This is a genomic window from Sanguibacter sp. Z41_6 (genome assembly GCF_059621145.1).
The window spans coordinates 515945-542167 of sequence record NZ_JCAQIF010000002.1 but is presented as its reverse complement, the minus strand read 5'-3'; the positions used below and the strand labels follow the sequence as shown (position 1 = coordinate 542167).

Sequence of the window (26223 nt, the reverse complement as noted above, 5' to 3'; positions counted from 1 at the left end):
GTACGTTGGTCCCATGGCCAGCGAAGCGACCGTCCTGCCCGTGCCCGGACCCCACGGTGAGCGCGAGGTGCGGATCTCGAGCCCCAGCCGCGTGCTGTGGCCGGACCGCGGGATCACGAAGCTCGACCTCGCGCGGTACATGATCGAGGTCGGGGAGGCGTTCGTCGCCGCGAACGGCGACCGGCCGCTGTCCCTGCAGCGCTTCCCGGGCGGGATCGACGGGGAGCAGTTCTTCTCGAAGAACCCGCCACGCGGCGCCCCGGAGTACGTCCGTTCGGTGCCCGTCGTCTACCCGAGCGCCCGGTCTCACCCGCAGCTCGTCATCGACGAGCCCGCCGCCGCGGTGTGGGCGGTGCAGATGAACACCGTCGTGTTCCACCCGTGGCCCTCGCGGGCAGACGACTCCGACAACCCTGACCAGCTGCGCATCGACCTCGACCCCCAGCCCGGAACCGACTTCGACGACGCCGTACCTGTCGCCGTCGAGCTGCGGAGCGTCCTGGAGGAGGTCGGCCTCGAGGCGTTCGTCAAGACGTCAGGCAACCGCGGGCTGCACGTGTTCGCACCGATCGAGCCCGTCCACGAGTTCCTCGACGTGCGCCACGCGGTCATCGCCGCCGTCCGGGAGCTGGAGCGCCGGATGCCGGAGAAGGTCACGACGAAGTGGTGGAAGGAGGAGCGCGGTACCCGGATCTTCCTCGACTACAACCAGGCCAACCGCGACCGCACGATGGCCGGGGCGTACAGCCCGCGTGCGCTCCCGCACGCCTCCGTGTCCTGCCCCCTCACGTGGGACGAGCTCGAGACCGCGGACCCGACGACGTTCACCATCGAGACCGTGCCGGACCGCCTGCGGACGACGGGTGACCCGTGGGCGCGGATGCACGACCACGCCGGGACGATCGACGAGCTGCTTCGTTGGTGGGAGCGAGACTGCGCGAACGGCCTCGGCGAGCTGCCGTTCCCACCGGACTACCCGAAGATGCCGGGGGAGCCGCCGCGCGTGCAGCCCAGCCGGGCGCGCAAGCACGACTAGCCCGCGTCCGCACCACCGGGGCATGTCTCCTCACGTGCAGCCGGGCTCGGGTGACAGACTCGTCAGGTGGCGGGATTTCATCATGTCGAGGTGTGGATCGCGGATGCCGAGCAGGCGCGAGCGGAGTGGGGCTGGCTTCTGAGGAGGTTGGGATTCGCTCTGGATGGCGAGTGGCCCGGCGGGCAGTCCTGGAGTGCCGGCGGTGCGTACCTCACGCTCACGACGTCACCGAACCTGTCATCCTCCACGCACGATCGACGCCGCGCAGGAGTGAACCACATCGCCTTCATGGCGAGCACCGAGGCCGCGGTCGACACGATGATGCACGACGCGCCCGCGCATGGCTGGCAGCCGCTCTATGCGGATCGTTACCCGCACGCGGGTGGAACAGACCACTATGCGGGCTGGCTCGAGAATGCCGCCGGGTTCAAGGTCGAGATCGTCGCTGACCTCTCCTGAGCCCAGGCCCAGGAGAGGCCCCGGCTGCGGCCGGGCGGTGTGGCAGTGCAGATGAGGGCCCTGGGTTGCGCTCGGACGCCCACCGACCCTGGTGGGCGGCGGGCGTCCGAGTGGAGCGACTGCGCGGGACTACGCGTCGCCGAGCAGTGCCTGGGTATCGCCGCGGCGCCGGCGGGAGACGACCACGGCCGCGGTACCGACCAGCAGGAGCAGCCCGCCTGCGAGCACCAGCCCCGAGACCGCGGACCCCGTCAGCGGGAGGTCGTCCGAGCGGCCACCGGCCGCTGACGCGTCACTGGCACGTTCCGCGCCGCCAGCACCGCTCGCGGTCCCGCGACTGTCGGTGACGTCGAGGCCGTTCCCGCCGTTGGTGCCGTCAACACCGTCCGGCCCTGTGGTGTCGGGCACACCAGGTCCACCGGGCTCACCCGGTCCGCCAGGTGTACCGGGCTCCCCGGGCTCGCCGGGAGTACCGGGGTCAGCAGGTGTGCCGGGCTCCTCGGGCGCTACGGCCTCGCCCGGCCAGCTCACGAGCTGCTCGTCACCGTCGTCGGTCACCTTCTCCACCGCGATGCGGTTGATCGTGTACGCGCTGCCTCCGCCGCCGCCACGGATGCCGATGTTGCCGATGAGCCCGTCGGCCGGCTGCGACCCGTCGAGCGTGATCTCCGTGACGAGGTCGTAGGTGCCCATGTTGACCATGCCGTTGTTGAAGTACGCGGGGATGGTCGTGGCGACCTGGTCGGCCGAGTACGGGTGGTCGTTCACCGCCGCGCCGTCCGCGCTCGTGTAGCCGCCGTTGGTGTTGTCGCCGAGCCACCGCACCCGGAACGCCGTCGTTCCCTGTGCGGTGACGTTGACGGTCAGTCGGTAGGTCGCGTCCGGCTCGGGCCGGAAGGCCACCTCCTCGTCATCCGTCGTGGACCACGGCCACACCGATGCGTCGTCGCCCAGGATGATGTTCGCGCCGGTCCAGGCGTCCCCGGCCGAGGTGTGGAAGACGTGGATCCCGGGAACCGGCTCGTGCTCGTCGCCGGCGCCCGGCACCTCGACGTACTCGTGCGTGGCGAGGAACTCCGAGGGGTACAAGATGCCCAGCAGCGCGAGCTTCGCCCGACCGTCGTAGTCGTACGGCATGGCGAACTCGCCACCCCGCCACCCGGTCTGGACGTCGCGCACGCCTGCCAGCTTCACCGCGGTGATCACGTGCGGGTTGCTCGTCGTGTTGGCCGGCCCGGCAGCGTAGTCGCGGTAGATCTCGAACAGCTCGGCGTACTTCATGCCCTGGTTGTTCTCGGCGGCGGGCGTCAGCTCACCGGGAGGCACGCCGATGTCCATCTCCGTGATGTTGATCTCGATGCCCTCGAGCGTCGCGAAGAGCTTGATGTTCTCCTCGACGGCCTCGGCGTCGGTCGACAGGTTGTAGTGGCCCTGCATGCCGATCACCTCGATGAGCGGCTTGCCGTCGGGTCGCACGCCGGCGTAGCGCTCGTTGATGTCCTTGACCATCTCGTAGACGACGCGCGCCTTGGCCGGGGAATCGAGCCCGAAGTCGTTGTAGACGAGCTTCACGTCCCATCCGTTGGCGTCGACCACCTCGGCGGCCCGCAGGAAGGCGAGCTCCACCCAGTCAGCGCCCAACGCCTGGTACCAGCCCTCGCCCTTGGCCAGCGAGCCTCGCCAGTCGGCGGGGTCCGCGGTGCCCACCGCCTCGTTCACGACGTCGATGGCCACGAGGCGGCTCCCGTAGCGTTCGAGCACGGTCTCGACGTGGGTGTTGAGGTTGTCCAGCGCCACGGTGCGGTCGAACGTGCCCGGTTGGCCGAACCTGGCCGGGGGCGCGTCCCACATCCACGTGGGTGTCTGGGAGTGCCATGCCAGGGTGTGCCCGTAGAAGAGCAGGTCCGGGTTCTCCGCCGCGTGCAGGTCGAGGGCCGCGTCCGCGGCGTCGAAGGTGAACACGCCCTTGTCCCGTTGGGTGCTCTCGGGCTTCATCTCGTTTCCCGGGGTGTAGGACGCGTAGTTGTAGATCAGGCCGTCCATCTCGCCTCGGCCGAAGATGCCGAACGAGAAGTAGTCCTTGTAGGCGTCCTTCATCGCCGGGTAGTGCTCGAACGTCTGCCCGCTGGGCGGGAGGGCTGGCTCAGCGGCCGCGACGACCTGGCTGCCGGCCCCCACGGTGGTGAGTGCGACCATCCCCGCGAGCAGGGCTGTCATGACGGCACGAGGTGCACGCTCGCGGCCGGGCTCGGTCGGTGTGGCTCGTTGTCGATCGGACACAAGGATTCCTCCGGTGATCTCCCTGGTGCGCGGCCCTGCGCAGCCCGGGTCAGCGCAACGCGTGCTTCGTTGCAAACGTTGTCATTGCGTGTCATATCACCCTAGGGCGCACCAGCAGCGGGGGTCAAGGGGCGCTGGCCGAAATGCCGGGCTACGCGAGCACCCGGTCGAGGTCGTAGGCGACGGGAGTCTCAAGCTGCTCGTAGGTGCAGGACCGCGCGTCGCGGTCGGGCCGCCACCGCAGGAACTGTGCGGTGTGCCGCAACCGGTCACCCTCCATCTGGTCGTACCGCACCTCCACGACACGCTCCGGGCGCAGCGGCACGAACGCCGTGCTCCGGCCCGAGGAGAAGCGGCTGCGTTCGGTCTCCGCCGCGACGACCTCGCCGTCCTCGTCGCGCAGGACGAACGGCTCGAGCTCCTCGACGAGCTCGAGCCTGCGCTTGTCCGTAAAGGCTGACGCGCCACCGACGTTGCGCAGCCCACCGTCGGCGTCGTACAGCCCGAGCAGAAGAGAACCCACGCCGCGCCCCCTCGCGTGCACGCGGTAGCCCAGGACGACGAGGTCCGCCGTGCGGTGGTGCTTGATCTTGAGCATGACGCGCTTGCCCGGCGCGTACGGCGCCTCGAGGGGCTTCGCGACGACGCCGTCCAGCCCGGCGCCCTCGAACTCCACGAGCCAACGACGCGCGACATCGACGTCGTGCGTCGTCTGGCTCAGGTGGACCGGGGCGCCGACCCCGGCCAGCAGGCCCTCCAACGCGGCGCGGCGCTCCCGCAACGGGGCGTCGAGCATCGACTCGTCCCCGCGGGCCAGCAGGTCGAACGCGACGAACGACGCCGGGGTCCGGCTCGCGAGGGTCCGCACCCGGCTGGCAGCCGGATGGATGCGTTGGGACAGAGCGTCCCAGTCGAGCCGCTCGGCTCCCGGCTCGCCGCTGCGCAGGACGATCTCGCCGTCGACCACGCACGGGCCCGGCAGCAGGCGGGCGAGCGCCTCGACGAGCTCAGGGAAGTACCGGGTGAGCATCTTCGACCCACGGCTGCCGATCTCGACCGACTCGCCGTCGTAGTAGACGATCGCGCGGAAACCGTCCCACTTCGGCTCGTACAGCAGACCCCCGTCGACCGCGTCCGGCTCCGGGACCGCGGGCACCGCCTTGGCGAGCATGGGGGAGACCGGGGATGCGGGCGAGACGAGCACGGGGTCCATGCAGCCGATCCTGCCGTACCTGTCCGGCGCCGGCGCGTCAGCACCCCGGACGGTCGGCCGTGTCAGTCCCGGACCTGGCGGTTGCGCATCTGGCTCTGCAGCACGTAGCTGCGGATGCGCTGCGCGACGGCCTCGGACGGCTCGTACACGACGACGACCTCGGCGGGGTACCCCTCGATCTGCGGCAGCAGGCGCAGCACGTGACCTTCGAGGTCGAACGTCTCACCGCCGAGAACGATCTGCAGCGACACCGTGTCCTGGGGGAGGAGGTCGGGCGAGGGGAGCTGCAGGCGTGCGCCGCGCTCGCTGACGTCGGCGACGGTGCCGTGCACCGTGTGCGGCTCAGGCGCGTCGACGGGCGCCTCCTCGGCGTCGGCCCCGGGGCGGGCGGTCCGCGTGACGCTCACCGGTTCCCCGCCGCCGCCCCGCACGTACCGGCGGTCCTGGGTGATGCTCACCTGGCCGTCCGTCTCGAGGTCCCACTGCAGGCCCCCGTCGGTGCGACGGCCCAGGAACACCGACCCGATGCTGTGGCGACCACGGGCACTGTGCCAGCGCACCGTCACCGGCGCCCCCGGGGCCGGGAGGTCGCTCAGCAGGACGTCGTGCGGTGTGAAGACGCTGATGCTGTACCCGTCGGTCCGGTCCACCCACGTGGTGTAGGAACGGTCCGCGGAGGTAGCGACCTCCACCTGGTGCCCGACCGGGGGCGTGGCCCACCGCGTCACGAGCTGCCCCCAGGGCGCACAGTCGTCATGTCCATGCCATCGGCCACCGTCCTCCCGGGATTAGCAGCCCGCGAACGCTGGTTCACGGCAGGACCAGGCAGAAGGGATGCCCGGCCGGGTCCGCGTAGACGCGGAACCCCTCCTCCGCGCTCGACAGGTGCCGTGCCCCGAGCGCCAGGACGCGCTCTTCAGCAGCGTCGATGTCCTCGACCTCGAGATCGAGGTGGAACTGCTGGGGACGGGCCGGGTCCGGCCACTGCGGGGGCACGTGGTCCGGCGCGTGCTGGAACGAGAGCTTCCACCCCTGGCCGGAGTCGAGGTCGATCCAGTCCCCGTCCTGGCGCATCCGGGAGAAGCCGAGGAACGCCTCGTAGAACCGCGCGAGAGTCTCGGTGTCGGCGGCGTCGAGGACGACGGAGTTCAGGCGAGCGATCATTCCCTGATCCTGCCGCGCGGCTTCCTCCGACGCCAGCCCCCCACGCGTATCTGTGCGCAGGCACGTGCCCGGGCACGGTCGTACGCTGGCCGGACTGTCTGCGGAGGTCCCATGAACACCACCAGCTCGTCCCAGTCCGAGCCGCACGCGTCCGAGTCCAGCGCCTGGTCTGCCGACGACATCCCTCCTCTGGACGGCAGGCGGGTCGTGGTCACCGGAGCCAACAGCGGCATCGGTCTCCAGACGTCGCTCGCGCTCGCGGCCCACGGTGCCGAGGTGACAATGGCCTGCCGTGATGCCGCTCGTGGGCGTGCGGCGGCCGACCGCGTGCGACGCGTGACGGGGTCCGACGCCGTGGAGCTCGCCCGGCTCGATCTCGCAGATCTCGCCTCGGTCCGGGAGTTCGCCAGCGCGTGGGAGGGGCCGCTCGACGTGCTCGTCAACAACGCGGGCGTCATGGCCGTGCCGCACTCGCGCACGGCCGACGGGTTCGAGATGCAGCTCGGCACGAACCACCTCGGTCACTTCGCGCTCACGGGTCTGCTGCTTCCTGCGTTGCGGCGTCCGCCGGCGGCACGGGTCGTCACGGTGACGAGCAGCGCCCACCGGTTCGGCCGCATCGACCTCGACGACCTCCAGGGGGAGCGACGCTACGGCGCGTGGCGGGCGTACGGGCAGAGCAAGCTCGCGAATCTCCTGTTCACCCGTGAGCTGGACCGCCGGTTGCGGGCGCACGACGAGACGATCGCGGCCGTCGCGTCGCAGCCGGGCCTCGCGGCGACGAACCTCTCCGCGAGCGTCGAGTCGCGCTCGCTCGTCTCACGGTTGATGGCGGGTGCGTTCCGGCTCGCGGAGCGCAGGATCTCGCAGACCGACGCGGCGGGCGCCCTGCCGACGCTCTACGCGGCGACGATGCCCGACGTCGTGGGCGGCGAGTACTTCGGTCCGTCGGGTGCGATGCAGAACGGGCCGACGACGCGTGAGACGCCGTCGGCCCGCGCACGTGACGACGTCATGGCCGCGCGCCTGTGGGCGGTGAGCGAGGAGCTCACCGGGGTGCACTACTGAGCGGCAGCCGCCTGCTCGTCGAGGACCGTGGTGGCGTCGGTGACCTCGCCGATGAGCTCCTCGAGGATGTCCTCGAGGAACAGCACGCCGGTCGTGCGGCCCTGCGCGTCGAACGATCGCGCGACGTGCGAGCCCGACCGACGCATCGTCGCCAGGGCGTCCTCGAGCTCGGACTCGCGGTACACGGCGGCGAGCCGGCGGATCCGCTTCGTCGGGACGGGCGCCGTGAACTTCTCCGGGGAGGACAGGCTCAGCACGTCCTTGAGGTGCAGGTAGCCGGTGGGTGCGCCTGACTCGTCACTGACGATGTACCGGGAGTAGCCGTGCTCGGAGACGGCGTGCTGGACGTCCGCGGGTGTGGCGCCCGCGGGCAGGACGACCATGTCGTCGATCGGCACCTCGACGTCGAGCACCCGCTTCGCGGTGAACTCGAACGCCGCCGAGAGCGTCCCCGAGGTGTCGTCCAGGACGCCCTGACGGGTGGACTGCTCGACGATGTTCGCCACCTCGTCGAGCGTGTACGTGCTCGTCGCCTCGTCCTTGGGCTCCACGCGGAACAGGCGAAGGACGCCGTTGGCGAGAGCGTTGAGCGTGAAGATCACGGGCTTGAACACGCGCCCGACGAGCACGAGCGGCGGCGCGAGGATGAGCGCTGCACGGTCCGGCACCGAGAACGACAGGTTCTTGGGCACCATCTCGCCGAGGACGACGTGCAGGAACGTCACGAGGATGAGCGCCGCAGCGAACGCGATGACGCTGATCGCATCCTCGGACAGGCTGGTCGCGGCGAGCGGGATCTCGAGGAGGTGGTGGATCGCCGGCTCGGCGACGAGGAGGATGAGCAGTGAGCAGATGGTGATGCCCAGCTGGCTCGTGGCGAGCATGAGCGTGGCGTGCTCCATCGCCCACAGGGTCGTCTTGGCAGCCTTGCTGCCCTGCTCGGCGCGTGGCTCGATCTGGGAGCGCCGCGCCGAGATGACGGCGAACTCGGCGCCGACGAAGAACGCGTTGACGGCCAGCAGGACGACGAGCCACAGGAGCCCTGGCAGATACTCGCTCATGAGATGTCCTCGCTGATCCGGTCGACGACCGCGTCGTGCTTCGCTGTCCGCTCGGCGGCGGCACCGGTGGCCGCAGCCGCTGCGGCGTCGGGCGCCTCCGGGGCGGGCAGGTGGGGGATGAACCGCAGGCGGTCCACGCGGGCGCCGTCCATCCGCTCCACCCGGATGACGCCGCCCTCGACCTCGACCTCGTCCCCGACCTCGGGCATGCGGTCGAGGCACTCGACGACGTATCCGGCGACGGTCTCGTAGTCGCCGTCGTCGGGGACGTGGACGTCGGCGCGCTCGAGGAGCTCGTCGGGGCGCAGGCTGCCCTGGAAGGACACGGACCGTCCGGTGCGCAGGACCCCGACCCGGGTGCGGTCGTGCTCGTCCTCGAGCTCTCCGACGATCTCCTCGACGAGGTCCTCGAGGGTGACGAGGCCCGCGGTGCCGCCGTACTCGTCCGTGGTGATCGCGATCTGGAACCCGCTGCGGCGCAGGAGCACGAGCAGGGTGTCGACGCGCATCGACTCCGGCACGTAGGGCGGGTCGACCTTGAGCTCCTCGGCGAGGACGGACTCGCGTTCGTCGAGGGGGATCGCGAACGCGTGCTTGACGTGCACGACGCCGATGAGGTGGTCGACGTCCTCTCCGACGACCGGGAACCGGGAGAAGCCGGTGGAGGTCGCGAGGTCGATGATCGTCTGTGCCGTGTCGTCGGCGTGCACGGTGGTCATGAGCACGCGGGGGGTCATGACCTCCGAGGCGTCGTGCGCGGAGAACCGCAGCACCCTGCTGAGGAGGACGGCGTGGTCCTCGTCGAGCATGCCCTTGAGCGCCGAGCGGCGCACGAGCGAGCTGAGCTCCTCGGCCGACCGCGCCCCGGAGAGCTCCTCCTTGGGGTCGATGCCCAGGCTGCGGATGATCGCGTTCGCCGTGTTGTTGAACAGCAGGATCACCGGCTTGAACACGGTGGTGAAGAGGGTCTGGAAGGGGACGACGGCCTTGGCGGTCGCGAGCGGCAGCGCCAGGGCGAAGTTCTTGGGGACGAGCTCACCGATGACCATGGAGAAGAGGGTCGCGACGAGGATACCGAGGACGCTCCCGACGGCGGTCAGTGCCCCGTCCGGCAGACCGGTGGCTTCGAGGGGCGCGCGCAGGAGTGCGCTGACAGCCGGCTCGAAGGTGTACCCGGTGAGGAGTGTGGTGAGGGTGATGCCCAGCTGCGCGCCGGACAGGTGCGTCGAGGTGATGCGCAGGGCGGCGATGGTGCGTCCGAGACGCTTCTCGCCGCGTTCCTGACGCGCCTCGAGGTCGCTGCGGTCGAGGTTGACGAGCGCGAACTCGGAAGCCACGAAGAGGCCGGTGCCGATGGTGAGGACGAGGCCGATCCCGAGAAGGATCCATTCGTTCAACGGAGTGCCCCCTCGTGACCGAGCGCCGGCCGGCTGGCCGTGCGTTCACGACGGGGCGTGGGACTGTGGGAAGGAGGGTCGTCCATAGTCTGACGATCCTATCGCCCCGTGAGCCATCCGTCGGGGCGGGCGGCGTCCGGTTCGTTCCAGTTGCCGGGTCCGTGGGTGAGCCGCACCCTTGGTGGGTTCCTGTCGGTCATCTGGAGGTTTCCATGTCACAGCGCAACACCCTCTCCCGCATCGCCCACGACATCGGTCTCGCTGCCTGGTTCGGCGGTGCACTCATGGGGGCCGTCGGCCTCAACGGCGCCGCTGCGGCGGCGAAGGACCCGACAGAGCGGCTGCGCCTGTCCTCGCTCGGCTGGGCCCGGTGGACACCCGTGGTCGTCGGGGCCGTCGGCCTGCACAGCCTCGGCAGCCTCGGACTCATCGCGGGCAACAAGAAGCGTCTCGACGCGCAGCCCGAGGCGCGGTCCAACACGGCGATCAAGACGATCGTCACCGTGGCCGCGGCAGCCACGACCCTCTACTCGGGTCTCGTGGGCAAGAAGCAGGCCGCGCACGCCGGTGAGGGTGCGAAGGGCGCGACCGAGGCGTTCGCGGGGAGCTCCTCGGAGCTCGAGTCGGCGCAGAAGCAGCAGGCGACCCTGCAGTGGATCGTCCCGGTTCTCACCGCGGTCCTCGTCGCGCTCGCGGCGCAGCAGGGCGAGCAGCAGCGTGAGGCGCGCACGCGCCGCTAGGCCGACCACGCGCCCGCACCGGGCGTGAGAGACGGGACGGGCCCGTCACGCGGTATGCGTGACGGGCCCGTCGTCGTCCTGTCAGACGGTGGTGGGACGGTGGTGCTCATGGCAGCCTGCGACGTCCCGGACTACTCGAAGCTCGTCGTCAACCGTGGCGAGTTCCGGCCATCGACACCCATCGATCCGCCGCGCCCGGTGCTCGTGCGGACCCTCACCTACGGCGGCGAGGTCGAGACCCTCGTGCTCGAGGCCGTGGGGACCGCGCGCGGCCACGTGTGCGTCAACCAGTCCGTGCACGGGTGGCCGTCGTGGAAGGCGTGGATCCCTGCCGCGGAGTGCCGCCCCGTCTAGCGGGCGCAGGCCCCTGGCGCGTGGAGCGGCCCGCGAGGCCGGTGCCGACGCGAAGGGTCGAGCTACGCGGCGACGCGGACCTCGGCCCGGCGGCTGGCCTCGAGGTATCCGCGGCGCTCGGCCCAGCGGTCGAAGACGATGGTGCAGAACGGCGGGATGGCGGCGACGAGGCCGACAACCTGCGTGCGCAGCGGCCAGCGGTACCGCACGCCGACGACGATGGTCATGAGCACGTAGGCGATGAACGCCCCACCGTGCATGGGCCCGAAGATGTGGACGCCGATCTCGCTGCCGCTGCCGAGGTACTTCACCGCCATGCCGGCGAGCAGTCCGGCCCAGGTGAAGGCCTCGAAGATGGCGACGATGCGGTAGACGAGGGGGAGGGCGCGATCCATGCACCGACCCTCTCACGCACGACGAACGGGACGGCAATCCTCGCGGTGTGCCTTGCGCCACGCCGCACCAGGTGGCACCGTGCGGGCGTGACCACCCCCTCCCCGCACACCGTCGCTGCCCGCACCGCCGTCCCCGACGCCGCAGCGGTGCCTGACCCGCTGCCCACGGCCGCCGTGCGGTACGTCCTCTTCCCCGGGCGCCACCACCTCGTCACGAGCTTCCAGGTCGCGTACCTGCGGGCGTTGCTGCGCGGCGAGGTGACGGACACGCGGGGCGTCGCGGTGACGTGCTCCCCGGACGTCGAGCTCGTGTGGGCGGTGACGTCGGCGACGCACTCCGGTACGCGCCGCAACCCCGTCCCCGCGCACCGCCGCGAAGCGCTCATCGAGCGGGTGTCGGTCGCGGAGGACCTGCCGTCGGTGGTCGCCCCGATCGCCGACGTGCCACCGAGCGACCGGTTCGCCCGGACCGTCGTCGCGGGTGTGGAGGCGACGACGGGCATCACGCTGACCCCCCAGACCACCGTCGTCGCGTGCTCGACCCCGTCGGTCGCGGCTCTGTATGCCGCGGAAGGTTTCCGGATCGCCCCGGTCGAGGAGGGGCACCCCGACAGCCCGGCGCGTCCGTGGGACGTCCTCGAGCTGCTCGCGGCGGACGACCCGAGATGGCGGGAGCTCGCACACCCGCAGACCGTCGCGTACGTCGACCGCAACCGCCTCGCCGGGGCCATCCGCCTCGTGCACCACGACCCGACCGTCTCCGCGGAGGGGGACCTCACCGAGACGCGTGACTACGGCACGTACACCGCGGACTTCGACGGTGCGTCCGACCGCAAGTGGGCGCAGGTGGCGCCGTACGTGCAGCCCGGCCGTGTCGTGGACCTCGGCTGTGCCGCCGGCGGACTGCTCGAGCGCGCGGCGCGGGCCACGGAGCTCGGGGAGTCGGACCTCTACGGTGTGGACGTGTCCCGGCACCTCGTCGCCGAGGCCGAGCACCGCAAGGCCCAGGGAGTGTTCGCCAACCCCAACGTCTTCTTCGCGCAGCGCAACCTGCTGCGTGCCCCGGTGTTCCCCGAGGCCACGGTGAACACGACGCTCACTGTGGCGCTCACCCATGAGATCTCGAGCTATGGCGCAGGGGTGCCGGACCTCGAGCAGCTCGCCCGGCGCATCTACGAGCACACCGCACCGGGCGGGGTGTGGGTGTGCTCGGACGTGCTCGGGCCCGACGACCCGGACCGCCTCGTCCACCTGCGCCTGGACGCCTCCCCGCGCAGCGACGGCCCGGCGACGACGTACGCGCCGGTGGACCTCTCCGGCTGGTCGGCGCCCGACGTCGCCGCGCACGTCGCGTCCTTGTCTCCGGCGGACATGCTCCGCCAGTTCTCCCGCGACTTCCCGGCGCTCTCCGGCGGCCGCTGCGACGTCCGCTGGCTCGCCGCCGGCGAGGCCGAGGGCACAGAGGAGGCAGCGGACGGCCCGCGCCGGACGGAGGTCGCCGAGCTGACGTTGCGCGCCGCCATGGAGTTCCTCTACACGCGCGACTACACGGAGAACTACCTCTCGGAGTGCCACGAGCGCTTCTGCGACATGACGTACCCGGACTGGGTCGGGCTGCTCACGGCGGCGGGCTTCACCCTCGAGCCCGGCAGCGGTCCGTGGCGCAACGACTGGCTCGTGGAGAACCGGCTGTCTGTCGGGGCCAGCCTCACGGATGCCCGCACCGGCGGGGACGTCCCGTGGCCGGACACGCACGTCCTGTTCGTCGCGCGCCGCCCGGTCACCGCCTGACGGACGGGGCCGCCGGGCGCGTCAGGTCCATCGCATCGCGTACACGGACGCGAGGGCGGGGCCGGCCGCACGCAGCGCTGCGGTGAGCGCGCGCTCCCGCACGACGAGCGCTGCGCCGCTGATCGGACGCCCCAGGCGCATGTTGAGCTCGGACTGCCGGGCGGCCCGGGCGGCGCGACCCAGACGCTCGCGGCTGAACCGCTGTGCGGCGCCGTCGTCGAGCGACCCGCGTGCGACGCCGTCGGCGAGGAGCGGGGCGAGGGCCACGGCGTCGAGCCAGCCGAGGTTCATGCCCTGCCCGCCGATGGGGCTGATCTCGTGGGCGGCGTCCCCGACGAGGCTCACGCGACCGCGCACCATGTGCTGAGCGGCGCGGCGCCGGGTGGTGAAGTCGCTGAGCATCGTGCAGGTCGTGGGATCCACCTGGACCCCGGTGCGGTGCGCGACGATCTCGGCGAGGTCGTCCGCTGTCGGCGCCCGTCCGGCGCCGGTGGACGTGTACGTGGCGTGCGGCGTGCCCATCGTGTGCACGACGAACCTGCGCACCCCGCCGGGCAGCGGGAAGGACTCGACGACGCCGTCCGGCTCGAGGGAGACGACGGCGTCCGCACCGGCGCCGGTGCTGTCGGTGACGTCCCCCATGAGGTAGGTGTCGGGGTACGTGCGGGACGCCGTGGGGATGGCCAGCAGGCGCCGCACGGCGCTGCGGGCACCGTCGGCGCCGACGACGAACCGCGCACTCTCCTCGAGCACGCCGGCCTCGGTGCGCCCGGTGACCTGGACGTGCTCACCGACGTCGCGGATGTCGTCGACGGTGACCCCGCGGGTCAGCGCGTCGGGGGCGAGCTCGGCGAGGCGCTGGGTGAGCAGGCGTTCGGTGCGGAACTGGGGGAGCGCGGCGACGAACGGGAAGTCCGGGACGCGCGCGAAGGTCACCGTCCCCAGGCTCCGCCCCCGGCACATCCCGAGCCCGCGCCGGACGAGGAGGGCCTCGTCGAGCACGGCATCGGTGATGCCGGCCGTGCCGAATGCGCGCAGCGACGGTGCGTGGATGCCGATCGCGCGGGACAGGGCGGCGGGCTGCTCGCGCTTCTCCCACACCGCGACGTCCAGGCCGCGGCTGGCGAGCAGCGTCGCGAGGAACAGCCCGACCGGTCCGCCGCCGACGACGAGGACGTCACGCATCGCTCTCCCCGGCGGTCACGCTCCCGACGCTGTCGTCCGCGCGGACGCGCTCGGCGACGTCGTCGGGGTGGTCCGGACGGTCGGGTGCGCCGTCCTGGAGGAGCAGGACGCGGTAGGGATGCTGCGTCTCGACGCGCCACCCTGGTGCGACGGCGGCGAGCTCGTCGCGGGTGTAGCTGCGGCGGATGGACAGCAGCCCGTCGTGGCGGATGAAGGACCCCCGGGACAACGGTCGTGCTCCGACCCAGAACGCCCCGTAGGCGATGCGGCTGCGGGCGATGTCCGAGTGCAGCACGAGGTGTCGGGCGAGCGAGCTGCTGTCGGCGAGGAGCACGTCGAGCTCGTCCGCGGTGAGGTGGTGGAGCACGTGGTTGGACACGACGACGTCGAACCGCGCCCCCTCGGCGACGAGGTCCGAGCTGAAGGCCTGCCGGAACCGTAGGCCCGGCACGGGTGGCAGGGCGCTGGCGTAGGCGTGAGCGCGGTCGTCGGGGTCGATCCCCGTGATGTCGAGCCGCAACCCGTCCCGCTCGGCCCACCGCGCGAGGGCGCGGGGCACGTCACCGCCGCCGTACCCGATGTCGAGCAACGTCGTCGTCCGGTCCGCGGACAGCAGTGGGCGCAGCCGGCGCACGTACGTCCGGCGCCACCCGGACACGAGCCGGTTGACGAGCCCGAACTGCTCGTAGGTGCGGCGCAACGCGACCGGGTCGCACGCCGGGTCGTCCATGAGCTCCGTGGCCCGCAGGTCCCGCACGGAGAGGTTCATGGGCGGCGCGGGGTTCATGTGCGCTGCGGGGTTCACGTCGTGCGGCGCGTGAGCGTCGCGGACTCCACGGTGAGACCCGGACCGAAGGCCATCGCGCAGACCCGCCCGGCTCCGGCGGTCTCTGCGCCTCCCGGGACGTCGTCGACGCCGTGGAGGATGCGGCGCAGGATGAAAAGGATCGTCGCGCTGGACATGTTGCCGTTGACCCGCAGGGTCTCCCGGGACGGCCGCATCTGGGCGTCTGTGAGGCGCAGGGTGTCCTGCACCTTGTCGAGGATGCTGCGCCCGCCGGGATGCACGGCCCAGTGCTCGATCGCGGTGGAGGGTTCCTCGTTCGCCCCGGGCACCGTCGCGAGCAGCGGGGTGAGCGCGGCGGTGATGTGCTCCTCGATGATGTGGGGGACGTACCGGGAGAGCACCATGTCGAAGCCGAGGTCACCGATCTTCCACGCCATGTCCTGCTCCCCGACGGGGGTGAGCACGGTCGTGTGGGTGTCGAGGTCGAGGACCGTCGCGCCGCTGGGCGCGGGGCGTCCGGTGACGATGGCGGCCGCGGCGCCGTCGGCGAACACGGACGCCGCGACGATCGTGTCAGGGTCGTCGGAGGTCTGCAGGTGCAGCGAGCACAGCTCGATGCTCACGACGAGCACGACCGCGTCGGGGTCGGCCGTGCAGAAGTCGTGCGCGGCCCGCAGGGCGGGGAAGGAGCCGTAGCAGCCCATGAACCCGAGGTGGAACCGCCGCACCGCCGGGTCGAGGTCGAGCCCCCGTACGAGCACGTAGTCCGGTCCGGGCGCGTAGAACCCGGTGCAGGAGATCGTGATGACGTGCGTGATCTCCGCGGCGGTGATTCCCTCGGCCGACTCCACGGCGCGCCGTGCGGCGTCGAGGATGAGCTCGGGGGTGCGCTCGATGTAGATGTCGTTCCGGGTCCCCGTGCTGGGCCCGAGGATCGTGCCTGTCGTCGCGTCGTAGAAGACAGGTGCCTGGCCGCCGGCAGAGGTGTCGCCCGCGACGCCGCCTGGTGCGCTCGCGGCCGGTGCGGCGAGCGAGGCGAGGTCGTCGAGCACGGTGTGCCGGGTGTCGATCGCGGAGGCGTCGAAGGCGGCGCGGGTCAGCCGCTGGCCGAGCCGGCTCGAGCTCAGCTGCGACGCGAAGACGTCCCGGGCAGCGGTCTGCGGGACGATCGTGGCCGGGACGGCGGTCTCGATGGATCGGATGCTGATGGGCATGGAGCGACCCTAACCGGCGGTGTTGTCCGCCGCGCGGTGCGGCGTCCGGGCGTCGACATGCCGCGCGCGGGCGAGGATGTTCGTCGCCATCGACGGGAAGATCACGCTGTGGAAGGGGACGACCGCCCACCAGTAGAGCTTCCCGGCGAGGCCGCGGGGGAGGTAGATGGCGCGCTGGCGGTAGCGGGTGCCGCCATCCTCGAGGGGCTCGGCGGTGAGCTCGAGCCACGCTCCGCCGGGTACACGCATCTCGGCGCGCAGCCGCAGCTGGCGCCCACGGTCGATGTGCTCCACCCGCCACCAGTCGACGGCGTCCCCGACGACGAGGTGGTCGGGGTTGCGTCGTCCGCGGTTGTGCCCGGCGCCACCGACGATCTTGTCCGCGATGCCGCGGATGACCCACGCCGCGGGCAGCGAGTACCAGCCGTTCTCGCCACCGATGCTCTCGATGACCGTCCACACCGCGGCCGGGGGGACGTCCGTGGTCCTGGAGCGGTCGTCGACGTACACGGTGCGCCCGGCCCAGTCGGGGTCGCTGGGCAGGGGCTCGTAGGGCTTGCCGCTCGTCGCGCCGGTCCACGACGTCTCGACGGCGCCGTCCTCGATGTGCCCGAGGGCGAGGCGCACGGCGGACCGGTAGTCGGTGAGCCCTTCGGCCGGTGGCGGGACGTAGGTGTCGATGTCTCGTTCGAGGGTGACGGCGTCGTGCTGGAGGGACTGCACGAGCGGCACGGCCATGGAGTGCGGGATGGGGGTGACGAGCGCGACCCACCACCCGGCGAGCCGCGGCGCGGGCACGGGCAGGGCGTAGATGCGCCGGGTCTGCAGGCCCGCCTCGTGGGCGTACCCGTACATGAGCGCGGCGTAGGTGAGCACCTCGCGGGACCCGATGTCGAAGGTCCGGTTGACGTCCTCGGTGATGCCCGGCGCCTCGACGAGGTAGTGCAGCACGTCTCGGATCGCGATGGGTTCGATGCGGTTGGTCACCCAGCTGGGCGCGGGCATGAGGGGCAGGTTCTCGGTGAGGTGACGGATCATCTCGAACGACGCGGACCCGGAGCCGATGACGACGCCCGCCTGGTAGACGATCGCCGGGACGGGGGAGTCGAGGAGGATCTGCCCGACGGCGGTGCGGGAGCGCATGTGCGTCGACAGCTCGACCCCGTCCGGGTGCAGCCCGCCGATGTACACGATGCGCGAGACGCCGGCGGCCTCCGCGGCGTCGGCGACGAGGTGCGCGGTGCGCCGCTCGGTCTCCTCGAAGTGCCGCCCGGAGCCCATCGAGTGCACGAGGTAGAAGAACGTGTGCACGCCCTCGCACGCAGCGGTGGTGTCCTCGAGCGAGGTGAGGTCACCCTCGACGATCTCGACGTCGTCGCGCCAGGGCACGACGTCGAGCTTGCTCGGGGTCCGCACGAGGACCCGCACGCGGTACCCGCGGGCAAGCAGCCGCGGGACGAGCCTGCCGCCGATGTAGCCGGTGGCGCCGGTGACGAGGACGCGCTCGCGGACAGTCATCTGCCGAGCGTACGGCCGCCGTCCGGCACCCGCCCGAGCGCGAGACGCCGGCGGTGGGAGGCCGCCCGGGTGCGAGCCCGCTCGCGCCCAGCGCCCGCTACCCGCGGTCGTGACCCGAGCGCCCGCCGGTGCGCCTCCCGGAGCCCGTGCCGACAGCAAGGACACCGACCGCCAGGAGCACGGCTGCTGCTGCGGCGAGGGATGCCACTCCCGCTCCCGTCCGGGCGAGGCTCCCGTCGCGCGGCCCGGCTGCCGCCGCGGACGCACCGCCCGGGAAGGTCGTCCGCACGGGCAGGTCCATGTACTGGAAGTCGGCGCTCGCGGTCCCGTCGGGCGTGACGAGCGTGAACGTCTCGAACCCTGCGGTGCACGGGGGCGTGATGAACATGGCGCGGTCGCGCGACTCGTCGACGACCACGTCGTCGGCCGGCACGAGCACCCCGCAGATGACCACCGACGTCTGCCCGGGTGCCAGCCCCTCACCGGAGACGAGCACGCTCGAGCCGCCGTAGGCGGGCCCTGCCGGGGGAGCGACGTCGGTGAGCTCCGGCGCCGGCGACGCCTGCCGCTCGGGGCCGTCCAGCGCATAGCGCAGCGGGGCGGACGCGACCGTCCCGACGGTCACCACGGCCACGGCGCCTGCGCCGTCGGCGTGCCCCTCAGCGAGGTCTCCGGTGCCGGGCCCGCCCGCGCCCGAGCCGGCTGCTGGTGCCACGGCGACGAGGGTCGTGGGACTGAGGACCCGGACGTCCGTCGCGCTCGCCCCCGCGATCGTCACCCCCGTCGCTCCCACCTCGAACCCGGTACCCAGCACGAGCAGGGTCTGGCCGCCCGACGCCGCACCGCTGCCCGGCGTGATCGACCGGATCTTCGGCACCGTGCGGTACGTCCACGCTCCGGGTGCGGTCGCGTCGGCGACGGGGCCGACGACTTCGACGTCCGCCGCTCCGGGCATACCGGCCGGTGCGCGTGCGGTGAGCGACAGGCCGTCAGGCGCGACGGCCAGGTCTGTCGCCGCGACGCCGTCGATGAGCACCTGGCTCGCGCCGGTGAGGTTCGTCCCGGTGAGCGTGAGGAGCGTCCCGCCTGCCGTGGGACCATCGCTCGGGCTCAGTGTGCTGATCGTCGGTGCGAGGTGGCCACCACCTGCCCCCTGGGCGGTGCCGTCCGTGCCCGGCGCGGTGCCGTCCGGGCCCCCACCCGGTGCGGGCACGTCAGGCTCGACGCCAGGCACGGACCCGCTCCCGCTCGGCGCGCTGCCGGACTGGGGGCCGGTCCACGGGGTCGTGCTGGGCGGCGTCCCGGGGACGCCGGCGGGCGTCTGACAGGACGCCTCCGCGAGAGTCACGGATCCAGCCGGCACGACGACTGCCGCCCCGGACGCGGTCCCCGTGACCTGGAACGTCACGACGAGCGACGCCGCACGGACCCCTGAGGGTGATTCCTCCTCCACCGACGCCACGCTCGCACCGAGCCTGGCATCGGTGGCCCCCGCGACACTGACCGCCACCGGCGGGACCGCCACCGCCACGCCGCCAGCGAGAGTGCTCGCCGCCAGCACCGTCCCGAGGACCACGAGGTCGACGGCGTCCGTGCTGGCCGTGCCGCCCGCACCCGTGACGCAGCGCGCGTCCGCGGTGGCCGACCCGGCCGTCACCGCATCGACACCGAGCAGCTCGAGGTCGACGTCCGCGACGCTCGCCGTCGCTTGCGAGCTCGTCGTGCCGCGGGTCGCGCTCGCCCCGAGCGCGCCGGCGCTCGCAGTGACGCCGGTGGCGTCGAGGTGGAGGTCCGGGACGGCTGGTGCGTTGGTCCCGGGTGTCGCAGGCGCGGCGACGGGGTTGTCGGCGCGCCCGCTGAGGACCTCGGAACCGAGGAGCTGGGCCTCGAGGTCGAGCCGGACCGCCGAGGCGGATGCGTCTCCGGCCGTGCTGGCCGCGGACCCGGTACCGCTCCCCGCACGCACGACGGGCGCAGATCCGGCAGGTGGCGCCCCGAGCGCGGGGACGCACGTGAGGGCCGTGATCGTGGCGACTGCACCGATCGTTCGCATGCAACGCTGAGCGAGTCTCATCGTTGGTCCCCCCACGACGCAGCTGCTGGGCGCCGCGTGGCGCCCCGGTGTTCCTGTGTGAACGAGTCACGTGTGTGGGGCGACCTGAGCGGGGATGCGTCACCCGCTCGTCGGTGATGGCGGTCGGGCCCGGGGAGACGTCGGGCTGGACCTCGGGGTGGGAGACGGGAGGTGGCGGCCGCACCGACCTACCCCCGTGGTCGGTGCGACCAGCCATCCCCGCTCGTGCCCCCTGCTACGCCGCGTACCCCCCGGCTACCGTGGCGTTACTAGCACTGTGACCCCGATCACAGGCCGTTGCAAGCGGTCAGACATGGCCAGCGGGTGAATTTTCAGACGCCGCGAGGACGCACTGTCGCGGCTATCATCTCGACCGCTGGCAGCAGCTGCTCGAACGCCTCCGCGTACACGCTCTCGCTCCGGCGGTAGGGGTCGATGACGTCGTCGTCCTCGGCGGTTGCGGGGTGCAGGCCGCGCTGCCCGGCGGCCAGCGGGAGGAGCGCCCGGAGGCGTTCTGCGGCCGTCCCGTCGGGCAGGGCGTCCGGCCCGACGGCGGCGGCCAGGCGCGCGAGCTCCCGCACCGTGAAGGTGCGGCGGACAGCGCCCGGGTAGAGGTCGACGATCGCTGCGCGGTGCGCGCGGGTGAGGGCGAGGACGAGGTCCGCGTCGCGCAGCATGTCCGGGGTGAGCTGACGGGACGCGAAGGCGTCCGGCGACACGCCGACGGAGGAGACGAGCGCGGCCATCTCGGTGGGCATCGCCGCCCCGACGACGGCGGACGTCCCCGCGCTGCGGACGCTCACCCCGGAGTCGGGCCCGAGGCGGGCGGCCAGGACACGCTCGACGGCGGGGGAGCGGCAGATGTTTCCGGTGCAGACGGCGAGGACGGAGAAGTCGGTGGGCACGCGGGGGTCTCCTCGGAGAAGGTGGGGACGGGAGTGGCGCAGACGTTCAGCTGGGGGCTCCAGTGTGTCGTATCACCGGGGGTGTCCTGAATCCACCGATAGACTCGCGGCGCCTGCCGGTCGGCGAGGACGGGCGTGCCGACACCTTGGAGGAACCGCGTGACGCAGGACAGCCCCCACCGCAGGGACGGCTCCGTCAGCCCCGACAGCACGGACGCCCCGGCGGTGTGGGAGGGGTGGGACACGGCCGAGCCGGCTGGGGCCGCGGGGACGCGGCGGGCCTCCCGCGGCGCGGCGCGGCGCGGACGCAAGCGCCGCAACCGCACCGGCCGCACCGTCGGCTACGCGCTCCTCGTCGCTGTGCTCCTCGTCGTCGCGGGTGGCGTGTGGCTCGGTGTCGATGCGCTGCGGGCCAAGGGGGAGCTCGAGACGGCGGCCGACCTCGTGAGCACGCTGCAGGAGCAGGTGGTCGCCGGGGACCGCGACGCGGCCCAGGTGACTCTCGCCGAGCTGCAGGACCACGCGGCGACAGCCCTCGACTCCACGCACGGCCCGCACTGGTCCCTCGCCGGAGCGCTGCCATGGGCGGGACCGAACGTCAAGGCGGTGCAGGTGGTCAGCGAGGTCGTCGACGACCTCGCGAGCGACGCGCTGCCGGGCCTCATGGACGCGACCGACCTCGTCGACCCGTCCGCCTTCTCCTTGGCCTCGGGCAGGATCGACCTCGCCCCGCTCATCGCCGCGGAGCCCGCGGTCGTCGCGTCGGACGCCTCGATCCAGGACTCGCTGCACCGTGTCGCGGGCATCGACACGACGGCGCTCCACTCCCTCATCGCAGGACCCGTCACGCAGCTCGAGGAGCAGGTCCGCGCCGTCGCGGGCACGACAGCGACGGCGGCCAAGGCCGTCCAGCTGCTGCCCCCGATGCTCGGCGCCGAAGGCCCCCGCGAGTACCTGCTGCTCGTGCAGAACAACGCCGAGCCGCGCGCCACCGGCGGCATCCCCGGGTCGGTGGTCAAGCTGCGTGCGGACAACGGCGCAGTCGAGGTCGTGGAGCAGCGGTCGGGTCAATCACTCGGGAATCTGCCGGCGCCCGTGCTGCCGCTGTTGCCGGTCGAGGACACCTTGTTTGGTGAAGACTTAGCCGCGGACATGCGCGACGTGACATTTACACCGGACTTTCCCCGGACCGGGGAGATCGCTCGGACAATATGGACTCAGTACGTGGGCGGCGAGATCGACGGGGTGTTCTCCGTGGACCCCGGGACGCTCGCGCTCGTGCTCGGTGCGACCGGGCCAGTGCCGCTCACGCCCGGGGACGTTGCGGATTCCGTCGGGGGGCAGCTGACGAGTGAGAACGCGTCCGATGTTCTGCTCAACACGGTGTACATGGTCCTCGACGACCCCGAGGAGCAGGACGCGTTCTTCGCGGCCACGGCGGCGACGGTGTTCGCGGGGATCATTGCGGGCCAGGGTGACCCCGCTGCTGCGGTCGAGGCTCTCGCGGAGGCCGCGCGCCAAGACCGCCTTCTCGCGTGGTCGGCGCACCCGGAGGAGCAGAGTCTCATCGCGGGCACGGTGCTGAGCGGGGAGCTGCGCGGGGACAACGGGGACTCACCGGTGGTCGGCGTCTATTACAACGACGGCTCGGCCGCGAAGATGGGCTACTACCTCTCGAGCGACGTAATTGTGGCTACGCAAGAGTGCAGGGTCGATGGCACCCGTGCCGTCACGGTCAGCGTGACGCTCACAAATACGGCCCCCGCCGACGCGGCGACTCTGCCGCCTTACATCACCGGGGCCGGCATCGCTGTTCCTGAGGGCGAGGTGCGGACGAACGTCCTCGTCTATGCACCGACCGGCGGAACTGTGGCGGGGATTCGTCTGAACGGCGAGAACACGGGTGTCACGGCCCAGGCTCATGAAGACCTCACGGTGGTGGGCAAGACGATCCAGCTCAAGCCGGGGGAGGCGGCGACCATGGAGTACGACCTGGTTACCGGTGCGCAGCCCGGGGAGATCGACGTTCGCAGTACGCCACTCCGCGACGGGCGGGTGACGTTTACGGACGGCACTACCGTGTGCGCGTGAACGCGACTAGATTGAGCGCGGAGTCTCGCATGTATTGCTGTGACACTAATCTGATAAACCGATCCCTTGGGGGAAACCTATGACTCGTCGTACTGCGCTCGTCGCCGCTTCCGTACTCGCCCTGCTCGCTGTCCCGGCTACGGCTCTCGCTTATGAGGCACCCGGGATCGATGTCACGGTGACGGACCCGACGCCGGCCGTCGGCGAGGCGATCACCGTCTCTATCGCTGGGGCGGAGCCGGGCGGCCAGGTCACCCTGACGGTCACCTCGAACCCCGCGTCCATCCCGAACGACGCCATCACGATCGCCGGCACGAAGTCCCTGCCGAAGGCCGCGGATGCTGCGGGCGTTGCGACGTTCTCCGTGTCGTTCTCCCAGGAGGCCACCTACACCGCTGTCGCCACCGATGCGGCTGGCAACATGCTGGGTGACGCGATCCTCGTCGTCGGGGGTGGCGCTGCTGCCGCTGGCGAGCAGGCTTCGGACGGTAGCCCGCTGCCCGTGACCGGTTTTGACGGGACGCAGTTGGCACTTGGCGCGGGAGCGCTCCTCGCTGCTGGAGCGGGAGCGGTGTTCGTCGCTCGCCGCCGCGGTACCAACTGATCGAAGAGCTCCCGTGCTGATCTGATCAGCTGAACGGCTGAGGGCCGGAACTCCAATGGAGTTCCGGCCCTCAGCCGTTGGGTAAGGCGTGACTAGTCGCACTGACCCGTCAGGTCGGGTACGCGGCCGGCTGGCGAAGCGCCTTTAAGTGCTGTGTCGCCGCGGTGATGATTGTAGTGGTACAGCAATTTGGAGTAGGCAGCGGCGCGTTTGGTTTCTGAGGCGTAGGGCTAGGCGTGGGCCATTCTTCTTGGAGCGTTCAGTTGAATCGCTCGACCTTTCCGGTGGCCTGGGGTCGGTAGGAACGGGTCACCTCGTGCTTGATCTGCGCGTCGGCCAGGAGCTGGTTGAACAACTTTGATCGGTAGCACGCGCCGTTGTCGGTCAACACTCGCTTGACGGTGATCGCGCGCACTGCGAAGTACTCCAGTGCGCGCGCCATAGATGCCGTCGCGGTTTCCTTCTTCTCGTCGGTCATGATCTCGGAGTAGGCCAGGCGGGTGTGGTCTTCGACGGCGTGGTGGAGGTAGGCAAAGCCCAGGTTCGGGCGGCGCGGCGCCCGGGGACCTTGAGGGAGCGGCTGGGGTCGCGATGGAGTGAGCGGTTCGTTCTTCCTGGATCGAGACCCCAGGACCTTCTGCCCGCGGCCGTCGGGAAAGTGTCCGAGCCTCTCGATGCCGACGCGGATCAGTTCCCCCGCTCGTCCTCGTAACGCACGATCGGGCGGCGTCGGGCCCGCATCGGGTGCCGGTCTCCGGGTCGGTCCACCGCAAATGGCAGGCACCGGTAGCGGGTGAAGATTCGGTGGACGGTTAAGACACTTAACTCCGGGTGGTAGGCGATCCTCGTCGCTTCCCGCCGGCGGGACACCCGCAGCGCCACGACCCGCCGCTCAGTACGTATCGGGGTGCGGTGCGGGCACGTGTGCGACGACGGTTTGACCGGTTCACCATGCCTGCCACGTCTTGCTCGCGGTATCGCCTGGCCCACCGCGCCGCGCTGGTCACCGACACCCCGAAGCGTTCCGCGGCCGGGCGCAACGGTGAACCGTCATCGACGACACGCCGGGCCAAACACAGGCGAACCGTCGGGACAGAAAGCGCAAGCGTGAGACATGAGGACCCCCAGGATCTCGGTGTAGAAGCCCTCGACAGCTCCACACCTCCCCCGGAGGTCCTCACCCGTTCAAGCCCAACACGCCGCGCTGTACGCAACCACCGGGCTCAGTACAACTAGTCGTTGATCGGACCGCCCGGCCAGCGGTTCGCAGATGTCGGTTCTTGTTCTTTCAAAAGAGTGTCGAGTGAAGCCGTGGTATCGGCGTCTGCCATTCGGCGGCGTGATGTCCCGGTGGACGGCGCTGCCCGGGTTACGGGCGCGGTCGCCTTTTCGGCTTTGGGACGAACGCCGCGCGCACTGCGTGTGGCGTTCGTTCTGCGGGCTGTCCCTCCCTTGCGCGCGTCCTTCGTGCTCGACGCGTCGAGGGGGGAGTAGTCGTAGTACGCGTAGGAGTCGCTCTGTTTGCGCTCGAGTCGATTGAGGACGACGCCGAGGGTTCGCGCTCCGACTGTTTCGAGTGATCCCATCGACTCGCCCAGCTGTTGTCGCGTCAGCGTGTTGGCGCCAACCACGACCAGAGCACCTCCAGTGAGCCGAGCAAGGATTGCGGCGTCCGTGACGGGCAACAAGGGGGGCGTGTCGATCAAGACGACGTCGTATTCAGCAGCGAGTTCCTCGAGCAGGTTCGCCATGGTGTTAGATCCGAGCAACTCGCTCGGGTTGGGAGGAACCTGTCCAGATGGGAGGACATGCAAGTTTCCGTTGCCCCACGGCTGTACGACATCGGCAACCGTTGCCCGACCAATAAGCACGGTTGTCAGGCCGACATTCCCCTCGAGGCCCATGTACTCCGCCACCGATGGTCGACGAAGATCAGCGTCAACAAGCACGACTCGAGAGCCAGCGTCGGCGAGGCTGATTGCTACGTTGATCGACGTCGTCGACTTCCCCTCGCCTGGAAGCGAGGAAGTGATGACGATCGTCTGTGGGCGACCTGCGATGTCTAGGAACTGTAGATTCGTCCGGAGACGACGGAACGCCTCCGCGCGCAAACTGTGTGGGTGCGTCTGAACGATCAGCGGGTGATCTGGCGCGTCGTCGTCGTAGCCGATGGTCGCAATCACCGATGCGTCTGTTACGAGCTTCACATCGGACTCGGAACGAACTTTTGTATCAAGTGCCTCGCGGAGTACCGCATATCCGATTCCGAGCGCCAAGCCGATCAGGAGCCCGAGCGCAGCGTTCAACTGCAAGTTGGGCGAAGATGGCGACATGGGCGCTGTCGCCGAGCGGACTGTGCTGATCTTCACCGGCGAGACGTCATTCTCAGGTTTCTCTAGAGCCGTGACTTCCGTCGCCAGACTGTTCGCCGTAGCGTTCGCGATGTCGCTCGCGCGCTGCGGATCGCGGTCAGTGGCGGTGATGTTTATAAGCACGGTATCGATAGGTGAATTCGCAGAGATCGACTGCGCCAAGCGGTCGGGCGTCGTTGCCAGGCCGAGTTGTTCAATGACCGGAACCAGCACACGCGGGCTGACCACTAGGTCCGTGTACGACTTCACCTGCCGCTGCGTGAAACTGCTACCTTGCGCAAGATCAGACGTCGTCCCACCCGTTCGCACGGAGACGAACACCTGGGCTCGGGCGTCGTACATCGGTGTCGACACGGCCGTCGCTGCGACTGCGCCCCCGAGGGCTAGCAGTGTGATTAGCGAGATCGAGGTCCATCGTTTGCGCAGGACTCGCAAGTAGTCTTGAAGTTCCACGTTCGATGCTCCTCTGTTCGTCGTGCTCGCAGATCCAGGACATCTTCTCATGGCGAGGGCGC

General features: G+C 70.9%; 22 protein-coding genes and 1 pseudogene. 8 read left to right on the top strand and 15 right to left on the bottom strand.

Translation table 11 applies throughout. The features are described from left to right. Positions 1–13: 13 nt before the first annotated feature. Together ligD and AC54T1_RS07460 are read left to right on the top strand one after the other, a co-directional pair. Positions 14–1036 carry a non-homologous end-joining DNA ligase gene (ligD, locus tag AC54T1_RS07465; protein WP_496911545.1) on the top strand — a complete coding sequence of 341 codons (1023 nt, stop codon included), beginning with the start codon at positions 14–16 and terminating at the stop codon, positions 1034–1036. A 66-nt stretch (positions 1037–1102) separates the two neighbouring features. Then, positions 1103–1495, top strand: coding sequence for a VOC family protein (locus tag AC54T1_RS07460; protein ID WP_496911544.1), 393 nt, complete (start codon positions 1103–1105; stop codon positions 1493–1495). 129 nt (positions 1496–1624) lie between these two features. Here AC54T1_RS07460 and AC54T1_RS07455 read toward each other — a convergent pair whose 3' ends face one another. The 4 genes from AC54T1_RS07455 to AC54T1_RS07440 form a co-directional block, all read right to left on the bottom strand. Continuing rightward, on the bottom strand, positions 1625–3712 hold the full coding sequence (locus AC54T1_RS07455; protein WP_496911543.1) for an endo-1,4-beta-xylanase: 2088 nt from the start codon (positions 3710–3712) through the stop codon (positions 1625–1627). Positions 3713–3926: 214 nt separating this feature from the next. Next, positions 3927–4988, bottom strand: a complete 1062-nt coding sequence (locus AC54T1_RS07450) for an ATP-dependent DNA ligase (RefSeq protein ID WP_496911542.1) — start codon at positions 4986–4988, stop codon at positions 3927–3929. A gap of 62 nt (positions 4989–5050) precedes the next feature. Next, positions 5051–5638, bottom strand: a complete 588-nt coding sequence (locus AC54T1_RS07445) for a PilZ domain-containing protein (RefSeq protein ID WP_496911541.1) — start codon at positions 5636–5638, stop codon at positions 5051–5053. A gap of 160 nt (positions 5639–5798) precedes the next feature. Continuing rightward, on the bottom strand, positions 5799–6152 hold the full coding sequence (locus AC54T1_RS07440; RefSeq protein WP_484344434.1) for a VOC family protein: 354 nt from the start codon (positions 6150–6152) through the stop codon (positions 5799–5801). A gap of 111 nt (positions 6153–6263) precedes the next feature. Here AC54T1_RS07440 and AC54T1_RS07435 point away from each other — a divergent pair, with 111 nt between their 5' ends. Beyond that, positions 6264–7220 carry an oxidoreductase gene (locus tag AC54T1_RS07435; protein WP_496911540.1) on the top strand — a complete coding sequence of 319 codons (957 nt, stop codon included), beginning with the start codon at positions 6264–6266 and terminating at the stop codon, positions 7218–7220. Here the strand turns inward: AC54T1_RS07435 and AC54T1_RS07430 are convergent. Further along, a complete protein-coding gene (locus AC54T1_RS07430) occupies positions 7214–8281 on the bottom strand; it encodes a hemolysin family protein (protein WP_484344436.1) in 1068 nt (355 codons plus the stop codon). The two genes, AC54T1_RS07435 and AC54T1_RS07430, sit on opposite strands and share 7 nt — an antisense overlap. After that, positions 8278–9678: a hemolysin family protein gene (locus tag AC54T1_RS07425; RefSeq protein WP_484344437.1), complete on the bottom strand. Its 1401-nt coding sequence runs from the start codon at positions 9676–9678 to the stop codon at positions 8278–8280. Before AC54T1_RS07425 ends, AC54T1_RS07430 begins: the two co-directional genes overlap by 4 nt. 212 nt (positions 9679–9890) lie before the next feature. On the opposite strand from AC54T1_RS07425, the gene AC54T1_RS07420 reads away from it, so the two are divergent. After that, complete coding sequence (locus AC54T1_RS07420; RefSeq protein WP_484344438.1) at positions 9891–10418, top strand: hypothetical protein; 528 nt, start codon at positions 9891–9893, stop codon at positions 10416–10418. Between the two features lie 54 nt (positions 10419–10472). Then, positions 10473–10772, top strand: a complete 300-nt coding sequence (locus AC54T1_RS07415) for a hypothetical protein (RefSeq protein ID WP_484344439.1) — start codon at positions 10473–10475, stop codon at positions 10770–10772. Between the two features lie 62 nt (positions 10773–10834). Here the strand turns inward: AC54T1_RS07415 and AC54T1_RS07410 are convergent, their stop codons facing one another. Further along, positions 10835–11167, bottom strand: a complete 333-nt coding sequence (locus tag AC54T1_RS07410) for a DUF3817 domain-containing protein (RefSeq protein ID WP_496911539.1) — start codon at positions 11165–11167, stop codon at positions 10835–10837. Between the two features lie 87 nt (positions 11168–11254). On the opposite strand from AC54T1_RS07410, the gene AC54T1_RS07405 reads away from it, so the two are divergent. After that, complete coding sequence (locus AC54T1_RS07405; RefSeq protein ID WP_496911538.1) at positions 11255–12958, top strand: methyltransferase domain-containing protein; 1704 nt, start codon at positions 11255–11257, stop codon at positions 12956–12958. Between the two features lie 21 nt (positions 12959–12979). Here the strand turns inward: AC54T1_RS07405 and AC54T1_RS07400 are convergent, their stop codons facing one another. From AC54T1_RS07400 to AC54T1_RS07375, 6 genes are all read right to left on the bottom strand, one after another. Beyond that, complete coding sequence (locus tag AC54T1_RS07400; RefSeq protein WP_496911537.1) at positions 12980–14143, bottom strand: FAD-dependent oxidoreductase; 1164 nt, start codon at positions 14141–14143, stop codon at positions 12980–12982. Next, entirely contained in the window at positions 14136–14912 is a 777-nt protein-coding gene (locus AC54T1_RS07395) for a class I SAM-dependent methyltransferase (protein WP_496911568.1), read from the bottom strand. The genes AC54T1_RS07400 and AC54T1_RS07395 overlap by 8 nt, the downstream gene beginning before the upstream one ends. Before the next feature lie 32 nt (positions 14913–14944). Then, positions 14945–16144 carry a type III polyketide synthase gene (locus AC54T1_RS07390; RefSeq protein WP_496911536.1) on the bottom strand — a complete coding sequence of 400 codons (1200 nt, stop codon included), beginning with the start codon at positions 16142–16144 and terminating at the stop codon, positions 14945–14947. Positions 16145–16153: 9 nt separating this feature from the next. Next, positions 16154–17662 (bottom strand): SDR family oxidoreductase, encoded by a 1509-nt coding sequence (locus AC54T1_RS07385; RefSeq protein WP_496911535.1) that lies wholly within the window; start codon positions 17660–17662, stop codon positions 16154–16156. Between the two features lie 97 nt (positions 17663–17759). Then, on the bottom strand, positions 17760–19715 hold the full coding sequence (locus tag AC54T1_RS07380) for an IPT/TIG domain-containing protein (protein WP_496911534.1): 1956 nt from the start codon (positions 19713–19715) through the stop codon (positions 17760–17762). A gap of 353 nt (positions 19716–20068) precedes the next feature. Next, positions 20069–20641, bottom strand: a complete 573-nt coding sequence (locus tag AC54T1_RS07375) for an arsenate reductase/protein-tyrosine-phosphatase family protein (protein ID WP_496911533.1) — start codon at positions 20639–20641, stop codon at positions 20069–20071. A 159-nt stretch (positions 20642–20800) separates the two neighbouring features. Between AC54T1_RS07375 and AC54T1_RS07370 the strand changes: the two genes are divergently transcribed. Then, positions 20801–22732, top strand: a complete 1932-nt coding sequence (locus AC54T1_RS07370) for a DUF4012 domain-containing protein (RefSeq protein ID WP_496911532.1) — start codon at positions 20801–20803, stop codon at positions 22730–22732. Between the two features lie 79 nt (positions 22733–22811). Further along, complete coding sequence (locus tag AC54T1_RS07365; RefSeq protein ID WP_496911531.1) at positions 22812–23336, top strand: peptidase; 525 nt, start codon at positions 22812–22814, stop codon at positions 23334–23336. Positions 23337–23428: 92 nt separating this feature from the next. Here the strand turns inward: AC54T1_RS07365 and AC54T1_RS07360 are convergent. Together AC54T1_RS07360 and AC54T1_RS07355 are read right to left on the bottom strand one after the other, a co-directional pair. Next, positions 23429–24415: pseudogene (locus AC54T1_RS07360) on the bottom strand (IS481 family transposase). A 153-nt stretch (positions 24416–24568) separates the two neighbouring features. Then, positions 24569–26161 carry a tyrosine-protein kinase domain-containing protein gene (locus tag AC54T1_RS07355; RefSeq protein WP_496911530.1) on the bottom strand — a complete coding sequence of 531 codons (1593 nt, stop codon included), beginning with the start codon at positions 26159–26161 and terminating at the stop codon, positions 24569–24571. Positions 26162–26223 lie beyond the last annotated feature (62 nt).